Consider the following 16939-nt stretch of genomic DNA (forward strand, 5'->3'; position numbering starts at 1 on the left):
GCGGTATGGACGGGACTCGAACCCGCGACCCCCTGCGTGACAGGCAGGTATTCTAACCAACTGAACTACCACACCATTGGTTTTGCTATTGAACTTCTTACTTTATAACTGAGAATCTCCATTCTCTGTAAGTGCAGCTCTCATTAGCGAGTGCAAAGATACGTATATTTTCAGAACTGCAAAACATTTCAGATTATTTTTTTTAAGATTGAAGCAAAATCTGTATTAATTTTACCTGTTTCTTAAATTATTACTGTTCTTACCCTGCCTCACCCTTCTAAAACAGTAGATATAGAAGGGTGAGGTTAAGGATATAAACAGCTGTTATTTCAACCACTGATCGAACCATCTGAAGAACTCTCTCTGGAATAGAATGCCGTTCTGTGGCTTTGCTATCCAGTGGTTCTCATCAGGGAAAATAAGCATTCGTGAAGGGATATCGCGCATCTGTGCGGCATTGAAGGCCATCATTCCCTGTGATGCAAGAATACGATAGTCGAGCTCTCCGTGAGAGATCATGATTGGTGTATCCCATTTCTCTACGAATAGGTGTGGAGAGTTGGCATATGTTTTTTGTACTACTGCATTACTCTTATCCCAATAAGGTCCGCCCATATCCCAGTTGGCAAAGAACATCTCTTCTGTTTCGAGGTACTGTGCTTCCAGATTGAAGATACCTGCATGAGAGAAGAATGCTTTAAAGCGACCGTCGTGATTGCCTGCAAGCCAATATACTGAGAATCCTCCATAGCTGGCTCCTGTGGCACCCAATCTATTCTCATCAACAAATGGTTCAGCAGCAACTGCATCAATTGCTGAGAAGTAGTCCTTCATATTCTGACCACCATAATCGCCACTTATCTGCTCGAGCCATTCACTGCCGAATCCGGGTACACCGCGACGGTTTGGAGCGACAACAATATATCCGTTTGCTGCCATCATCTGCATATTCCAGCGGTATGACCAGAACTGATCGAGACTGCTTTGCGGTCCTCCCTGACAATATAGCAGTGCAGGGTATTTCTTTGCAGGATCAAAATTAGGAGGATAAACAACCCATGTGAGCATCTGCTTTCCATCGGTGGTTTCTATCCAGCGCTCCTCAACCTCTCCCATCTGAAGCTGATCGAGTATATGTTTGTTTTCCTCAGTGATATTGGTTGATTCACCGGTATTTAGGTTTACACTATAAATCTCGGTTGGCTGTGACATCGATTGACGTGATGCTATTATTCCATCAGCTCCCAAAGCTATTGAAAGATAGTTGTGCTTACCTTCCGTCAGCGCTTTAATCTCTTTTGTGGCAAGGGTTACCGAGTAAATCTGTGAGGTACCGTTAACCGACGACACCATATAAATAGTGCTGTTATCCTCACCCCAGATATATGTATCGCAGTTATTATCGAAATTCTCAGTAAGATCTGTCTTCTCGCCTGTGGCAAGATTCATAACAAACAGTCGGTTCTTATCAGCCTCATAACCATCACGCTCCATGCTCTGCCAAGCAAGCATGGTTCCGTCAGGCGAGAATGTGGGGTTAATATCATAACCCATCATTCCTTCGGTCATATTTTTTACCTCACCACTCTCAAGATTATAAAAATAGATATCGGAGTTGGTAGATTCTGCATATTCTCTTCCTGTTTTCTTCTTGGATGTATATGCAACTATCTTGCTGTCGGGACTCCAGGCCAATTGCTCAATACCGCCAAAAGGTGCCAGTGGTGCTTCGTACGGCTCACCCTCCAGAAGATCTTTTATGTTGGTCAGTTTATTTCCTGAAACGTCTGCCACAAATGGATGAGGAACTGATTCCACCCAGTGATCCCAGTGCTTGTACATCAGATCGTCTACTACCCTTCCCGAAGCTTTCTGAAGATCAGAATACCTGTCGGATGCAGTATCAACACTTTTTACACTCTTTATAAAAAGGACCTTTGTTTCATCAGGTGAAAATTTGAATCCTTCTATATCTCCATCTACATCAGAAAGTTTGGTCATACCTCCTCCGTCAGGATTCATACTCCAGATCTGGGAAGATCCTGTTTCGCTTCCAAGGAATGCAATTTTCTTTCCTTTATTAATCCAATGAGGATTGCTTTCTGATATATTGGTGACAGTGAGTCTTCTCTTTTCTGATCCATCACTTTTCATTATAAAAAGCTCTGAGTTGGATTTGTTTTGCGGAATGCTGACATATGTCACCTGATAGAGTAAACTTGTTTTATCGGGTGATACCTCGAAGCTGCCCACTCTCCCAAAGCTGTGAAGCACTTCAGGTGTCATAATACCGTTCTCTATTACAGGGTTGGCCTGACCGATAATCTCGTTTTTATCCATTCTTGCTCTGTTGCTTTCTTCAGGAGTGCCGTTGCATGAGAGCAGACTCCCTCCTATAATTATTGACATAAATAGTAATTTACCTTTCATCTTTTTATCTTATTTGCCTGTTGAATAGTCGGATATATTGATCAATCGATAATTTCACCGTCGATCATATGAATTGTTCTGTCGGTTATGCTTGCCAGATGCTCATCGTGTGTAACAATGATGAAAGTCTGATCGAGTTTATTACGCAGCTCGAAAAATAGTCGATGCAACTCCACCTTGTTATCGGAGTCCAGACTACCCGATGGCTCATCGGCAAACACCACTGCAGGATTGTTGATTAATGCACGTGCAACTGCCACTCTCTGTTTTTCACCTCCGGAGAGCTCTGCAGGCTTGTGCTCTGCCCTGTCTCTCAATCGCATCATATCAAGCAGCTCCATGGCTCTTTTCTGGGCGTCGTGGTAACTGGTATTACCAATCAGTGCAGGGATCATAACGTTCTCCAATGCTGTAAATTCGGGAAGTAGCTGATGAAACTGAAATACAAATCCTATATTCTTATTACGGAAATCTGACAACCTCTTCTCACTCAGCTTACTAAGCTCATTGCCATCTATGTAAATCTTGCCTGAGTCAGCCTTTTCAAGTGTTCCCATTATCATAAGAAGTGTGGTTTTGCCGGCACCGCTGGGACCAACAATTGATACTATCTCCCCCTTTTTAACTTCAAGGTCGATGCCTTTGAGCACCTTGAGGTCACCAAAGCTTTTGAAAATCTTTTCTACTTTAATCATTTACAACAAATTTCCACGAAAATAAGCAAAATATGCGTCTTTACGCATTATTAACGACCAAAAAGTTGCAAATAGCTCATATAGTAGTTTATATTTGTACTTTTTACAGTTACTAATTAAGTTGTTTGCTGATGAGTAATTTACGTCAAATGCGTCAGGAATATGCTGCAGGAAGCCTCAACGAAAATGAGATGGCCTCTGATCCTATTCAAGAGTTTGAACAATGGATGGATGCAGCAATAAATGCGGGGCTTTCAGAACCGAACGCCATGATAATTGCCACGGCAACGCCCGATGGAAAACCTTCTGCACGTGTTGTGCTGTTAAAAGAGTTTAACCATGAGGGGTTCGTGTTTTTCACAAACTATAATAGCCGAAAAGGTAAGGAATTGAAGCAAAATCCTTCTGCCGCTATACTGTTCGATTGGCATGACATTGAACGCCAGGTACGTATAGAGGGAATGGTGGAGAAAATATCTGAAGAGGCTTCTGATGAATATTTTAATTCAAGACCTGAGAGTGCAAAGATTGGAGCATGGGCATCTCCGCAAAGCAGAATAATTAAGGACAGGGATGAGCTGGAGAAGCTTCAGGAGGAGATTGAAGATCAGTTTGATGATCTGCCTGTACACCGCCCCTCACACTGGGGAGGTTATCTGGTGAGACCTACAAGCATTGAGTTCTGGCAGGGACGACCAAACCGTATGCATGATCGCATTGTCTACTATAAAACAGAGGATGGTTGGACCATGCATCGGCTTGCACCTTAGTTTTTAGCCCTCAAAGCTAATCTTGCGATGGGTACCGTCGCAGATCGGGTAATGAATAAATAGTCCTATTATTTAACGTTAATAACTTTATTTTTTGGCGTAGTTGCCACAAATTCTTTAAGGTAAAATGGTTCGAAATAGGCGCTGTCAACGAAATCTCCAGCAGCATACGCCTGCTCGGCAAGTGGTACCATTGCTGTTGCCAGCGGATCTACATTATCTATAAATATTGAATTGGGATGGGTTGACAGCTCCTTGCATTTAGATGAGCCATTGCCGAAGAAAGCGATCCTGTTTTCATCCAAAAGGTCATTATATGTATCGGCTTCGATAATATCAGCTGATGTTTCGCGGATTACGTTCAGCGACTGGTCATAGAATGTGGCATAGACCTCCATTCGCCTTGCATCTATCATAGGGCAAAGCAGTGTACCCTCTTCTACTTTATCTCTCATCATTGATGCCATTATCTTGGAGGTGGGGATTGCAATCATCGGAACACCAAGACCATAACTCAGACCTTTGGCTTCTGAGACACCGATGCGAAGTCCGGTATATGAACCGGGACCACTGCTTACCGCTACTGCATCAATCTTTAAATTATTCTGCCTGGCATATTCCATATGTTCATTGACAAAGACGCCAAGAAGTGATGCATGTGACTGTGCCGTATGACTCTCTCTGTTTTGTAATATTTCACCGTCGCGCGATAATGTACAGGAACAAACGGGTGTAGCTGTTTCTATTGAAAGTATAATTGGCATACTGCTCTGAATTGATAAAACACTTGAATGTATATGTATGATAATCAACCAATAGTTACCGGCAAACAATATTTAAAACAATAAAAATCTTTGGTAAATGCTACTAATTGAACAGTAAAGATACAAAAAATAGGACACAAAAAAACTGCACCCCTGAGGAATGCAGTTTAATCGTAAACCTATAAAGATTAATACCTGTTTCTGTCGCGATTACCGTAACCACCACGATTGCCACCGCCACCTGCTGGTCTTTCAGTACGTGGACGAGCTACTGAAACAGACAATGTACGTCCGTCGTATTCTGCATCGTTTAGTTCTTCAATGGCACGCTGTCCATCACCTTCGTTAGACATTTCAACAAAACCGTATCCTTTAGAACGGCGTGTTTCACGGTCGGTAATAATTTTTGCTGAGGACACTTCACCATATTCCTCAAAAAGTTCTTTTAAATCGGCGTCAGTAATCTGATAACTTAAGCCAGCTACAAAAATGTTCATGTAAAAAAAATAAAAATTTGAATAATTAATTTTGCAGAAGTTATTAAAAAAGAGGAGTTAGGAAATAACTTACATTGGTGTGAAGTAATAAAATAACGACCTGCTGTAAAAATACTTTTGCCCGACAAAGATAGGTATAAATTAATTGTAACAAAACATTTTGAGAAAAAAAACGTAATTATTTTACTATCAGGGAGAAATAGGTGTAAATATCACACTTCCAAATGGATGGGTTATTGAGTAAAAAATGAAATTTTGTTTTACCCTGATTCAGCGAAATTGTTTTCTAAATGTTATATTTGTAATCATGTTCAGGCAAATGATTTATAATTTTAAATAATTGTAGTCTGAGCTTTGTTTCTAATACATTAAAATAAACAACATGGCAACAAAAGCAAGTGAAAACGCAACTATGGTAGAAAATACCACTAAAAAAAGTACCACCACAAAGTCTAAAACTAAAATTAAAAAAGAAATAACAGGGCCAAAGAAAAACTTTATACTTGATACAAATGTGATTTTACATGACTTCGAAGCTATCAATAATTTCGAAGAGAATGATATTTATATCCCGTTTATTGTGCTTGAGGAGCTTGATAAATTCAAGAAAGGCAGCGAGCAGATCAACTATAATGCAAGGGCTTTTGTAAGGGAGTTAGATCTTATAACTGACGATGATCTGTTTACCAGCGGCGCTGAGCTGGGTTTAGGTAAAGGAAAACTATATATTGTGAATGCATCGAAGGATAATAAGAAGATTACTGATGCATTTCCTGAAAGATCACCGGATAACCGCATTCTCTCGGTATTGTCTGAGATTGCAGAGAAGAACCCGGGAATGAAAACGATACTTGTTTCAAAGGATATCAACCTGAGAATGAAGGCTCGCTCACTGGGTTTCCTGGCTGAGGACTACATCAATGATAAGGTTACTGATGTGAATATTTTTGACACAGGTGAGCATGTTGTTGAGAGCTTTGATCCGGATATGATTGACAGGATCTATGCACAGCCGGGAGGTGTTGATGTTAGTGAGTTTAACTTCGAATTCCAGCTTAACCCTAATCACTGTTTTATACTTAAGAGCGAGAGAAACAGTGTTCTTGTAAGGTATAACCCATTCACTCAAAAGATTAAGAAAGTTGAGAAGGATGTGAATTTTGGTATTCACCCAAGAAACGCTGAACAAACATTCGCATTTGAGGTTCTGAATGATCCGGATATCAAACTGGTAGGTCTGACAGGTAAGGCGGGTACAGGTAAAACTTTACTGGCGCTTGCTTCTGCCTTGAAACAAAACAAAACATACAGTCAGATACTTCTGGCAAGACCAATAGTTTCTCTTTCGAACAGGGATCTCGGATATTTACCGGGAGATGAAAAACAGAAGGTTGCTCCATATATGCAGCCACTCTTTGATAACCTGAATGTGATAAAATCACAGCTGGGGCAGAATAGTCCCGACCTCCGTTTGATTGATGAGCTGCAGAAAACAGGTAGACTGGAGATTGAGGCTCTTGCTTTTATCAGAGGACGAAGTCTGACAGAAACATTCTGCATAATTGATGAAGCACAGAACCTTACACCACATGAGGTGAAAACGATTATTACCCGTGCAGGTGAAAACACTAAGATGGTGTTTACGGGCGACCTGCAGCAGATTGATTCTCCTTATCTTGATATGCAGTCGAATGGTTTGGCTTATATGATTGATAAAATGAGAGGTCAGAACATTTTTGGACATGTTAATCTCGTCAAAGGCGAACGTAGCGAATTATCTGAATTAGCGAGCAATCTGCTTTGATTTAGCCTCGTTCCTCTTTTGCATTAATAGATTTAATGGTTGTATAGCAGCCCTCAGACAATTCTATCGGGATCCGATCTGCGAATTTCACGCAATTTGATTTGATGTCCGAGTTTCAGACTTCTTCGAAGAGGAGCCTTGCCCTGCAGGCAATACCTTTATCGCGAGTAACAATCTCAAAGCGAAAATCATCAGGAGCAACCTCTTCGCGGTGGACCTTACCCTTATCGTCGATAGTGAGCTCTTTCAGGAAGTTGATATCGAATCGTCGGATCCTGTGCTCTCGATAGAAATCGAGTGAGAAGCAGTCTGAAATCCACTGTACGTAATATAGACTGTTAGCATGGTTATTTACATCAATCTTGCTGTATCTCACAGTAAAACTGTTGACTATCTCACCCTCAACCCCGGGCAGATGTTCAGGATCGCCAATAGGTGTTGATTCATTAATAATAAACTCTTTCATTGCAGGGATTGAATCAAGAGGTATACTACGACGTGTTTTCATATCCATAATGGCCCATGAGGTTGCGGCATAACCAATTACTATCCCATCTGCATCACTTATCCGGAAATTACGGGTGGTAAACGCTGTACCTATCTTCTCAATCCATGTTTCGATAGAGATTGTATCATCCTCGTGGGGTATGCGATCCATCTGTATGACCAGCCTCGATAATACCCATGTGAGATCCTCCTTCTGGAGATCCATTATACCAAAGCCATTCTCATCAGCATTCTTACCTGCAGTAATAAGTATGAAATTTGTAAGTGATTTCAGGGAAACCTTTCTTCTGAAGTCAATATCCTGAGGTTCTATATCGTAAACATATATTTTCTTTGCACCCATATATAATTTGTTTTTCTGACAATTATTCACTAAGTTGTCTGTTACAAAGTTAAAAATAATCCGTTAAAAATGATTATCTTTGTTATCAGTTCAACTTAATACTTTACAACTCCTTAGTTTCAGAAAAAATCGCCTTTATATGCAATCAATCAAAGAATTATACAGAATAGGAAATGGTCCTTCCAGCAGTCACACTATGGGTCCGAAGAAAGCAGCAGAACTTTTTCTGGATGATCACCCCCATGCTGCCAGGTTTAATGTTACACTTTATGGAAGTCTGGCCGCCACAGGAAAGGGTCACTTGACAGATCAGGCACTTCTTAATGTTCTTGAACCGGTTGCACCTACAACCATAGAGTGGCTGCCAAAAACTTTCCTTCCATTTCACCCTAATGCCTTGAGACTGGATGCTTTTGATGAAAATGAAAAGATTATTGATTCCCGCACACTATATAGCGTGGGAGGCGGTGCGCTCTCAGATGGAGAGAAAATAATCGGTCTCACTGAAAACCAGGGAAAGGATATATACCCTATGACCACCATGTCGGAGATTATGAACTGGTGTGAAAAGACTGGCAAAAGCTACTGGGAGTATGTTGAAGATTGTGAGGGGAAAGATATCTGGGACTATCTGAAAGAGGTGTGGAGAGTTATGAAAGAGGCTGTGATAAGAGGTTTGGATAATGAAGGGTTACTGCCCGGACCGCTTAGTTTGCACCGCAAAGCTGTGAGTTATCACATCAAGGCGAAGGGATATAAAGATTCGTTACGCTCACGTGGATTGGTTTTTGCTTATGCTCTTGCTGTATCGGAGGAGAATGCTTCGGGAGGTGAGATTGTTACTGCACCTACATGCGGATCGTGCGGTGTGGTGCCTGCAGTACTCTATCATCTTGAGCAGAGCAGAGGATTCAGTGAAAACAGGATGCTAAGGGCACTGGCTACTGCAGGGTTGTTTGGCAATATTGTGAAACAGAATGCATCAATTTCGGGAGCTGAGGTAGGCTGTCAGGGTGAAGTTGGCGTTGCCTGCGCAATGGCGGCAGCAGCAGCAAGTCAGCTCTTCGGAGGCAGTCCTGCTCAGATTGAGTATGCCGCGGAGATGGGACTCGAGCATCATCTTGGTATGACTTGTGACCCGGTGTGCGGACTGGTTCAGATTCCTTGCATTGAACGTAATGCATATGCTGCTGCACGTGCTCTTGATGCCAATTTATACTCTTCCTTCACTGATGGTATTCACAGGGTCTCATTTGATCGTGTGGTTGCTGTGATGAAACAGACTGGTCACGATCTGCCTTCTCTTTATAAGGAGACGGGGGAAGGGGGACTTGCCAAAGGGCATGAGTTCTCGCACTGATAATCTTGAATACTGAATTTGAACTGATTGAATTGACTTAGGAATTTATTTAGATATACAAATATTGATCATCGTAATTTAGCGGGCAGTTTTATAATTTTTTCCCGGAACCACCGTTATAAGGGTGGTATTACGTAATAAACCAACTGATTTAAAATGATTGACTATATCAAAGGAGAAGTGGCAGAAATAACTCCTGCATCTGTAACTCTGGAGTGTGGCGGAATAGGCTACCAGATGAATATTTCGCTTAATACTTATGGAGAATTGAATGGAAAGACCGAAGCGAAGTTATATGTATATGAATCGATCAGAGAAGATGCACATGTACTTTTCGGATTTATGAATAAGCATGAGAGGGAGTTGTTCATGCTGCTGATAAGTGTCTCGGGGGTTGGACCCAGTACAGCACGTGTGATACTTTCATCACTAAGCTCAAAGGAGCTGGAGAATGTGATAGCATCTGAAAATGCAGCTGTATTGCAATCTGTTAAAGGAATTGGAGCAAAAACAGCACAGAGAATTATAGTCGACCTAAAAGATAAGATCAAGTTTACCGATGAGAGTGGGAACGTTGTACAATCCGCCAAGGATGATCTCACTGAAACCGGTCACGCTGCTATTTCTGCTCTCATTATGCTTGGGTTCGTTAAGAATGCATCTCAGAAAGTGGTTTCTAAAATCATTAAGGAGGATCCCTCATTGCCAGTTGAGGCCATTATAAAAGAGGCGTTAAAGAGATTATAGACTATCTTCTGAGATTGAAAATAGAAGAAATTGAAGGGAAGAAATTGAGACCATGCAGTAAATTTTTTAAGATTATAAATCATTTCTGTTGTTGTCAATCTCTTCAAGAGTTTATAAATCAGTAAAACAGTTGTTGGAAAGCAATCCTGAAGACAAAGATTAAACAGTTGGCGTTTTACGTAATACGCTAATAGATTAGAAAACTGTTTAGCTGTTGTCTCACTGAAAAAGTTTATTCACATATCTATGTTAATACTCCTGCTGGTTTTGCAGGAGAAGATGGTTTATGCATTAACAGCATCAGATAGATTAGTAACAGAGTCAAACAATAATGAAGTCGACTCGCTTCAAAATCCTCTTGAAAAACTTCATACCCCTCCCTATATACAAACCTCGATTAGGTATGACTTTCTGACTCAAAGATATATCCTCGAGAAAAGAATTGGTTCAACCCTCCTATCTGAGCCGGTTTATATGACCTTTGATGAATACAAAAGATATAATCAGCAACAAAATCAGACCAGTTACTTCAGAGAGCGCAACTCACTCACTTACAACCCCTCTCAGTCGCCTCAACGTTATCAGTTGCCACAGCGAAAGAAAAAAAGAGATCCGATGGAATCGGTATTTGGTCCCGGCGGACTTCAGATTACCACCAACGGATATATTCAGGTGGGTGCAGGGTTTAAACGTAATATAATCAACAACCCTACTCTCCCGCAAAGAGCTCGCAGAAGGACATACTTTGATTTTGATCAGGATATTGATATTAACATGAATGCAAAGGTTGGTGAGAAGATCAACTTTGATATAAATTACGATAGTGAGGCAGGTTTTGATATGGACTCCAAGAAGATAAAGCTTGCCTACACAGGAAATGAGGATGATATAATAAAGAATATTGAAGCGGGTAATGTGAGTATGACTACCACCAACTCGCTGATTGATGGTGGTGCTGCACTTTTTGGGATAAAGAGTGATTTGCAGTTTGGTAACCTCCATATAAATACAATATTCTCGCAGCAGCAGTCGGAATCACAAACTGTTACCTCAAGCGGGGGAGTCAACACAACACCTTTTGAGTTCAGGGCAGATGAGTATGCTGTCAATCAGCATTTCTTTCTTGGTCACTATTTCAGGGAAGCATATGATAAAGCGATGAGCAAGCTCCCCTTTGTGCAGTCGCGCGTCTCAATAACCCGTATGGAAGTATGGGTAACAAACAGGCGCAGCAATTATGAGCAGGTGCATGATATAGTTGCATTTGCCGATCTGGGTGAGCATGATAATATACATAACCCCCTGTGGATTAGCCAGGGCAGTGTAGAAATTACCCATAATGGTGCAAACAACTTGTATAGTCAGCTGACATCAGTCTACGATGGAGCACGTGATATCATCAATGTTGCAAGTGTGTTACCTGCAATGATGACACAGGGTACCGATTACGAGAAGCTAGAGAATGCACGAATGCTTACTTCTGCTGAGTACAGATATCAGCCTCAGCTTGGATATATCTCCCTGAAAATGCCACTTCAGGATGATGAGGTACTTGCTGTCGCTTTTGAGTTCAGCTATAATGGCGATGTTTATCAGGTGGGTGAATTTGCAAATGATACTGAATCATCGGGAGCTGTTTTTGTTAAGCTCCTGAAGCCTGTTTCTCTATCACCATATTCACCAACATGGAATCTGATGATGAAAAATATCTACTCGCTGGGGTATGGAATTTATGAGATTCAGAAAGAGAGATTCAGGATGGATATCGCCTATCAAAGCGATTCGACAGGCATCTATCTTAACTATCTACCGGAGAATGGGATTGGTGACTGGCAATTGCTAAGTCTGATGAATCTCGATCGCCTTAACGGAAGGGGTGATCCCTATCCTGATGGCATATTTGATTTCCTTGATGGATATACTGTTGACACTGAAAACGGAAATATCATCTTCCCTGTTGTTGAGCCATTTGGCTCTCATCTTAGACAGATTATAGGCAATGATGCTGTTGCTGACAGATATGTTTTTCAGGAGCTGTATGACTCAACACTTACAGTTGCGAGACAGATACCGGAAAGAAACAAATTCCGCATGAGCGGTGAGTACAGAGGATCATCAGGCAGCGAAATAAATCTCAATGTAATGAATATTGCCAGAGGTTCGGTAAGAGCTACTGCAGCAGGAGTGGTTCTGACTGAGGGTGTGGATTATAGTGTTGATTACATGATGGGGATGGTTACAATACTCAACAGACAGCTGATTGACTCAGGTACTCCCATCAGTGTGACAATTGAGAATCAGCCCATAATGCAGACTCAGAGAAAAACCCTCATGGGCATTAATTTGCTGTATGACATCAGTAAGAATCTTTCTGTAGGTGGAACATTGATGCACTATTATGAAAAACCGATTATTGCAAAGACCGCTTTTGGTGATGAGGCTTCAAAAAACACATTATGGGGGGCTAATTTGGAATATCGCAAGCAGTCATATATGCTTACCAATCTCCTGGATATGCTCCCTTTTGTGGAGGCTTCTGTGCCATCTGAGATTACTGCCAAACTTGAGTTCGCACAGATGCTGCCAGGGCATTACAAAAATAAATACACAGGTGCTTATTCATATCTGGATGATTTTGAATCATCTGCACAGGCAATAGATATACACTCGCCATACACATGGACATTAGCCTCAACGCCATACAACAACAGTCCCAACGCCCTGTTTCCCGAAGCGGCACTTTCAAATAACATCGATTATGGAAAGAACCGTGCTCAGTTGGCTTGGTTTTACATTGATGGAATATTTACACGCCGCAACTCGAATCTCACGCCTTCTCATATAAAGAATGACCCTGATCAGCTCTCCAACCATCTGGTACGCGAGGTACTGGAGAGGGAAATCTTTCCTGAAAGAGATGCATATTATGGTATGCCTACAACAATACCAGTGCTAAACATCTCATACTATCCGGATGAAAGAGGTCCGTATAATCTCGACCCGGAGGTGGACAGTGAGGGCAGATTGCTCAACCCTGCCAGTCGATGGGGTGGTATAACACGACGTATGGATATACGTGATTTTGAGGCTGCTAATATTGAGTATATTGAGTTCTGGCTGATGGATCCGTTTGTTAACGACTCACTGGGTGTTTCACGTGGAGGTGATCTCTACTTTAACCTGGGGGATATTTCGGAAGATGTATTAAAAGATGGCAGGAAATTCTTCGAAAACGGTTTGCCACTTGATGGAGATACAACTGAAGTTGGCTATTCAGTTTGGGGAAAATATCCTAAGAGACAGTCAACAGTTTACGCTTTTGACAACTCTGAAGGAACTGACGCCAGGAAGATACAGGATGTTGGACTAAACGGGATGAGCAGTGAGGAGGAGAAAATATACCCTACTTATAGTCGCTACCTCGAGGAGTTGAAACCGCGACTCTCCGGTGCAACCATTGCAAGAATGGAAGAGGATCCTCATTCACCTTTAAATGACCCTTCGGGAGACAAATTCCGTCATTACAGGGGAAGCGAACCGGACCGCCTTCAACTATCTATCCTTGATCGATATAAATATTTCAACGGTACAGAGGGCAATTCACTTGCAGCAGAGGAGGATGGCCATTATGGGGCTTCACGCAATACACCTGATGTGGAAGATATTAACGGTGATAATACGCTCAACGAGCATGAGTCATACTATCAGTATAAAATATCGCTGCGACCGGAAGATATGGTTGTTGGAAGCAATTTCATATCTGACAGCAGGGAAGTAACTGTAAGACTGCGCAATGGCAAGGATAGCAGAGTAACATGGTATCAGTTCAAGATACCGGTGAGAGAGTATCAGTCGGTCATCGGCAACATTCGCGGCTTCAATAATATCCGCTTCATGAGAATGTTCCTTACAGGTTTTGAAGAGCCTGTTTTCCTTAGATTTGCTACACTTGAACTGGTTAGAAGCGATTGGCGTACTTATCGCCGTGACCTGGTTACAGGAGGTGATATCACCGGTGCAGGAAGTATTGACATATCAACAGTTAACATTGAGGAGAATGGTAGCCGCACACCTATAAATTATGTTCTTCCTCCCGGGGTAAACAGAATTATCGATCCCGGGCAACCACAACTAAGGCAAGAGAATGAGCAGTCGATGTCACTAAAAATAACCAATCTGGAACCGGGTGACTCAAGATCGGTTTACCGTAACAGTGCATATGATATGAGGCGATATAAACGTTTGCAGATGTTTGTTCATGCGAGCAGGCTTCAGGAAGACCCCAATCTGGAAGATGAAGATCTTACCATCTTTATCCGTCTGGGTTCGGATTATATGAATAACTATTATGAGTATGAGATTCCGCTGAAAATAACTCCGGAAGGGCAGTACAGCACACATAACGAGGAAGATAGGGAAAAAGTATGGCCTGCTGCCAATATGTTTAATTTTCCGCTGGACTTGCTAACTGCTTTGAAAAATGAGCGCAACAAAGCAGAACATGAGGGATTGATAAGTGACATATTCAGCCGCTTTACAAAACCTGATCCTGAAAAACCATACAATGCTGTATCGATTGCCGGCAATCCATCACTGGAAGAAGTGAAGGTCATGATGATCGGAATACGTAACAGATCTGATGCAGTGAAGTCTGCCGAAGTATGGGTTAATGAGATGCGACTTAGTGAGTTTGACGAGAAAGGTGGTTGGGCTGCCCAGGCAAATGTTAATCTGGCACTTTCAGATATTGGAAATATCAACATCTCAGGCAGAAAGGAGACTGCAGGATTCGGGGCAATTGATCAGAGCATCCTGCAACGGAGGTATGATGATTTCACATCATTTAGTCTGGCTCTAAACCTGCAACTGGGACGCTTTATGCCAAAACAGGCAAAACTCTCAGCTCCACTATACTACTCTTTCACCAATCAGCTATCAGCACCAATGTATGATCCTTTCAATAAAGATATTTTATTGTCGGAGTCGCTTAAACTATCGGACAATCAAAACTTCACCGACTCCATCAAGAGCATCTCATTAACTACATGGATCAACAAGAATCTGAGCTTGAACAATCTCTTTTTTGATATTAAAAGCAGCAAGCCAATGCCATATGACCCTGCTAATTTCAGGTTTGGATATTCAAGTAATGTAAACAGACAAAAAAGTCCAGATACCGAATTTGCTACAATAAAAGATTGGCGTCTTAATGGTGAATACAGTTACTCTCCACTTATTAAACCATGGCAGCCATTTGCAGACTCTAAATATTTCAACTGGATAAACTTCAGGTTTGCACCCAATTCTCTCAGGTTATCTTCTATGTTATATCGCAACTATCAGGAGATAAAGTTAAGAGATCTGACGCAGTCGCCCAATGATGGACAAAACAGGTTCCTCACATTCAGCAGTAATTTCTTCTGGGACAGGGATTTTGCCTTTACATGGGAGATGACCAGAAACCTTCGCCTGTCGTTTCGTTCTGGAACACTTGCAGAGATCGAGGAGCCATACCTTCAGGTGAACAGACAGATAAACAGAAGTGATTATGAGATCTGGAGGGATTCGGTAATTCATAGTATAACAGAGCTGGGCAGACCACTTAATTATGAGCAGTCGTCCGAAATAACCTACACCCTACCCTTTGCAAATATTCCATTTCTCAACTGGATTAATTCGAGCGTTGCCTATAACTCCCGCTACAGGTGGGAAAGGGGTGCATTTATAGAGGATGCTCTGATAGGGAATTTCTTGCAGAATGATCTCTCGGTGACTTTGAACAGTGTGTTAAATTTCACCACGCTATACCGGAAATCGCCTCTGAAGACTATAAACATTAACCTTGGATATAAAACGAGAACAGATCTGCCCGGATATAAACCTGTTATAGGTGATATATTTGGTCAGCACAGCAATTCAGGGGTACTACAGCCGGGAATTGCCTTTGCTTTTGGTTTGGATGGTGGAATGGACTTCGTGAAACGTGCACTTGACAATGATCTTCTGGTTATTAATGAGGAAAACATCACACCGGCATTCTTTAATGAGACCGGTAATATGAGAATGGAGGCTGTTATTGAGCCGGTGAAAGGACTACTGATCAGTTTGAATATGATATATGAGGATAACCGGAGAACAGAATTGCAATATATGGTGGATGGTATGCCTGTTATCCGTGGCGGAAGTTTTGCTATGTCAACAGTTGCTATATCCAATTATGGTACCCAAGCCTTCAATAAGTTCATGCAAAACAGGGAGATTATTGCAACCAGAGTTCATGGGCAATATCGCAATTTAAACCTTCAGGATATTTTTCCTGAAGGTAACCCAGTGATAAAATCCAACTCTGCTGATGTTCTGATACCCGCATTTATTTCGGCATACACAGGCAGAAACCCGGATAAAACGGGATTGACTGCTTTTCCCGATATACTAACTCTGTTGCCCAACTGGAATATCAGTTACAGGATTAATTCGCTCACTCTCAACCATCGTTATGTATCTCAATACAGAGTTGGGTCATACTCATCTTTCTTAAGCTGGAAACCGGTTACTGATAACAAAAACAGCAATCTGGGCTATATCCGGGATCCTGCGTCAGGTGCGCTTATTGCTACAACACCTTTCGATATTCCTGCAGTCAGCATAATCGAGAGCTTCAACCCATTGATAGAGGCACAAAGTGTACTTTACAACGATGTTAATATGTCAGTCCGACTGAATAAAACCCGTTCACTAAATCTAAATATTGCTTCAAACAGGGTTGTGGAAACAAGTGATAATGATTTCATAGTTAGTATGGGTTACAAGTATGCAAATCTTACTACAAGGATGGATTTGTCTCATAAATCGACTAAGGCACTTATCAGAAAGCTTGAGGATGGATTTACTCAGGCAACGAGTGGACTAAAATCTACATCAATTTATTTAACTGCGGATTATGCTTTAAGCAAAACAATGACTCTGAGGGCATTTTATGAGAGGATACAGCATAGACCGACTGTATCTTCCAACTCATATCC

The 16939-nt window shown here is 41.6% G+C and carries 10 protein-coding genes and 1 tRNA gene; 5 read left to right on the forward strand and 6 right to left on the reverse strand.

Features of this window, described 5'->3' with window-relative positions:
- Position 1: 1 nt before the first annotated feature.
- The 3 genes from PHO43_RS07740 to PHO43_RS07750 form a co-directional block, all read right to left on the reverse strand.
- Positions 2–75, reverse strand: a tRNA-Asp gene (locus PHO43_RS07740).
- Between the two features lie 249 nt (positions 76–324).
- Entirely contained in the window at positions 325–2409 is a 2085-nt protein-coding gene (gene dpp5, locus PHO43_RS07745) for a dipeptidyl-peptidase Dpp5 (RefSeq protein WP_197272037.1), read from the reverse strand.
- Between the two features lie 62 nt (positions 2410–2471).
- A complete protein-coding gene (locus tag PHO43_RS07750; protein ID WP_045089098.1) occupies positions 2472–3125 on the reverse strand; it encodes an ABC transporter ATP-binding protein in 654 nt (217 codons plus the stop codon).
- 131 nt (positions 3126–3256) lie between these two features.
- Between PHO43_RS07750 and pdxH the strand changes: the two genes are divergently transcribed.
- Entirely contained in the window at positions 3257–3895 is a 639-nt protein-coding gene (gene pdxH / locus PHO43_RS07755; protein WP_045089097.1) for a pyridoxamine 5'-phosphate oxidase, read from the forward strand.
- 68 nt (positions 3896–3963) lie between these two features.
- Here pdxH and tsaB read toward each other — a convergent pair whose 3' ends face one another.
- Both tsaB and rbp read right to left on the reverse strand, forming a co-directional pair.
- Positions 3964–4659, reverse strand: a complete 696-nt coding sequence (gene tsaB, locus PHO43_RS07760) for a tRNA (adenosine(37)-N6)-threonylcarbamoyltransferase complex dimerization subunit type 1 TsaB (protein WP_045089096.1) — start codon at positions 4657–4659, stop codon at positions 3964–3966.
- A 188-nt stretch (positions 4660–4847) separates the two neighbouring features.
- A complete protein-coding gene (rbp, locus tag PHO43_RS07765; protein ID WP_045089095.1) occupies positions 4848–5156 on the reverse strand; it encodes an RNA-binding regulator in 309 nt (102 codons plus the stop codon).
- 382 nt (positions 5157–5538) lie between these two features.
- On the opposite strand from rbp, the gene PHO43_RS07770 reads away from it, so the two are divergent.
- On the forward strand, positions 5539–6960 hold the full coding sequence (locus PHO43_RS07770; RefSeq protein WP_231623088.1) for a PhoH family protein: 1422 nt from the start codon (positions 5539–5541) through the stop codon (positions 6958–6960).
- A gap of 115 nt (positions 6961–7075) precedes the next feature.
- Here PHO43_RS07770 and PHO43_RS07775 read toward each other — a convergent pair whose 3' ends face one another.
- Complete coding sequence (locus tag PHO43_RS07775; RefSeq protein ID WP_045089094.1) at positions 7076–7810, reverse strand: acyl-[acyl-carrier-protein] thioesterase; 735 nt, start codon at positions 7808–7810, stop codon at positions 7076–7078.
- Positions 7811–7949: 139 nt separating this feature from the next.
- On the opposite strand from PHO43_RS07775, the gene PHO43_RS07780 reads away from it, so the two are divergent.
- From PHO43_RS07780 to sov, 3 genes are all read left to right on the forward strand, one after another.
- A complete protein-coding gene (locus PHO43_RS07780; protein WP_053826682.1) occupies positions 7950–9170 on the forward strand; it encodes an L-serine ammonia-lyase in 1221 nt (406 codons plus the stop codon).
- A gap of 156 nt (positions 9171–9326) precedes the next feature.
- Positions 9327–9917 carry a Holliday junction branch migration protein RuvA gene (gene ruvA, locus PHO43_RS07785; protein WP_053826683.1) on the forward strand — a complete coding sequence of 197 codons (591 nt, stop codon included), beginning with the start codon at positions 9327–9329 and terminating at the stop codon, positions 9915–9917.
- A gap of 246 nt (positions 9918–10163) precedes the next feature.
- Positions 10164–16939, forward strand: a 6776-nt coding sequence (sov, locus tag PHO43_RS07790) for a T9SS outer membrane translocon Sov/SprA (RefSeq protein ID WP_288011810.1), incomplete at its 3' end; no start/stop codon positions are given.

It is taken from the genome of Lascolabacillus sp. (assembly GCF_028696275.1).
Taxonomy (GTDB): domain Bacteria; phylum Bacteroidota; class Bacteroidia; order Bacteroidales; family Dysgonomonadaceae; genus Proteiniphilum; species Proteiniphilum massiliensis.

What these genes read in the sequence shown, in the direction of transcription:
- PHO43_RS07750 (WP_045089098.1), bottom strand. Translation starts at nt 3,125, where the DNA reads ATGATTAAAGTAGAAAAGATTTTCAAAAGCTTTGGTGACCTCAAGGTG.
- pdxH (WP_045089097.1), top strand. Translation starts at nt 3,257, where the DNA reads ATGAGTAATTTACGTCAAATGCGTCAGGAATATGCTGCAGGAAGCCTC.
- rbp (WP_045089095.1), bottom strand. Translation starts at nt 5,156, where the DNA reads ATGAACATTTTTGTAGCTGGCTTAAGTTATCAGATTACTGACGCCGAT.
- tsaB (WP_045089096.1), bottom strand. Translation starts at nt 4,659, where the DNA reads ATGCCAATTATACTTTCAATAGAAACAGCTACACCCGTTTGTTCCTGT.
- dpp5 (WP_197272037.1), bottom strand. Translation starts at nt 2,409, where the DNA reads ATGTCAATAATTATAGGAGGGAGTCTGCTCTCATGCAACGGCACTCCT.
- ruvA (WP_053826683.1), top strand. Translation starts at nt 9,327, where the DNA reads ATGATTGACTATATCAAAGGAGAAGTGGCAGAAATAACTCCTGCATCT.
- PHO43_RS07770 (WP_231623088.1), top strand. Translation starts at nt 5,539, where the DNA reads ATGGCAACAAAAGCAAGTGAAAACGCAACTATGGTAGAAAATACCACT.
- PHO43_RS07780 (WP_053826682.1), top strand. Translation starts at nt 7,950, where the DNA reads ATGCAATCAATCAAAGAATTATACAGAATAGGAAATGGTCCTTCCAGC.
- PHO43_RS07775 (WP_045089094.1), bottom strand. Translation starts at nt 7,810, where the DNA reads ATGGGTGCAAAGAAAATATATGTTTACGATATAGAACCTCAGGATATT.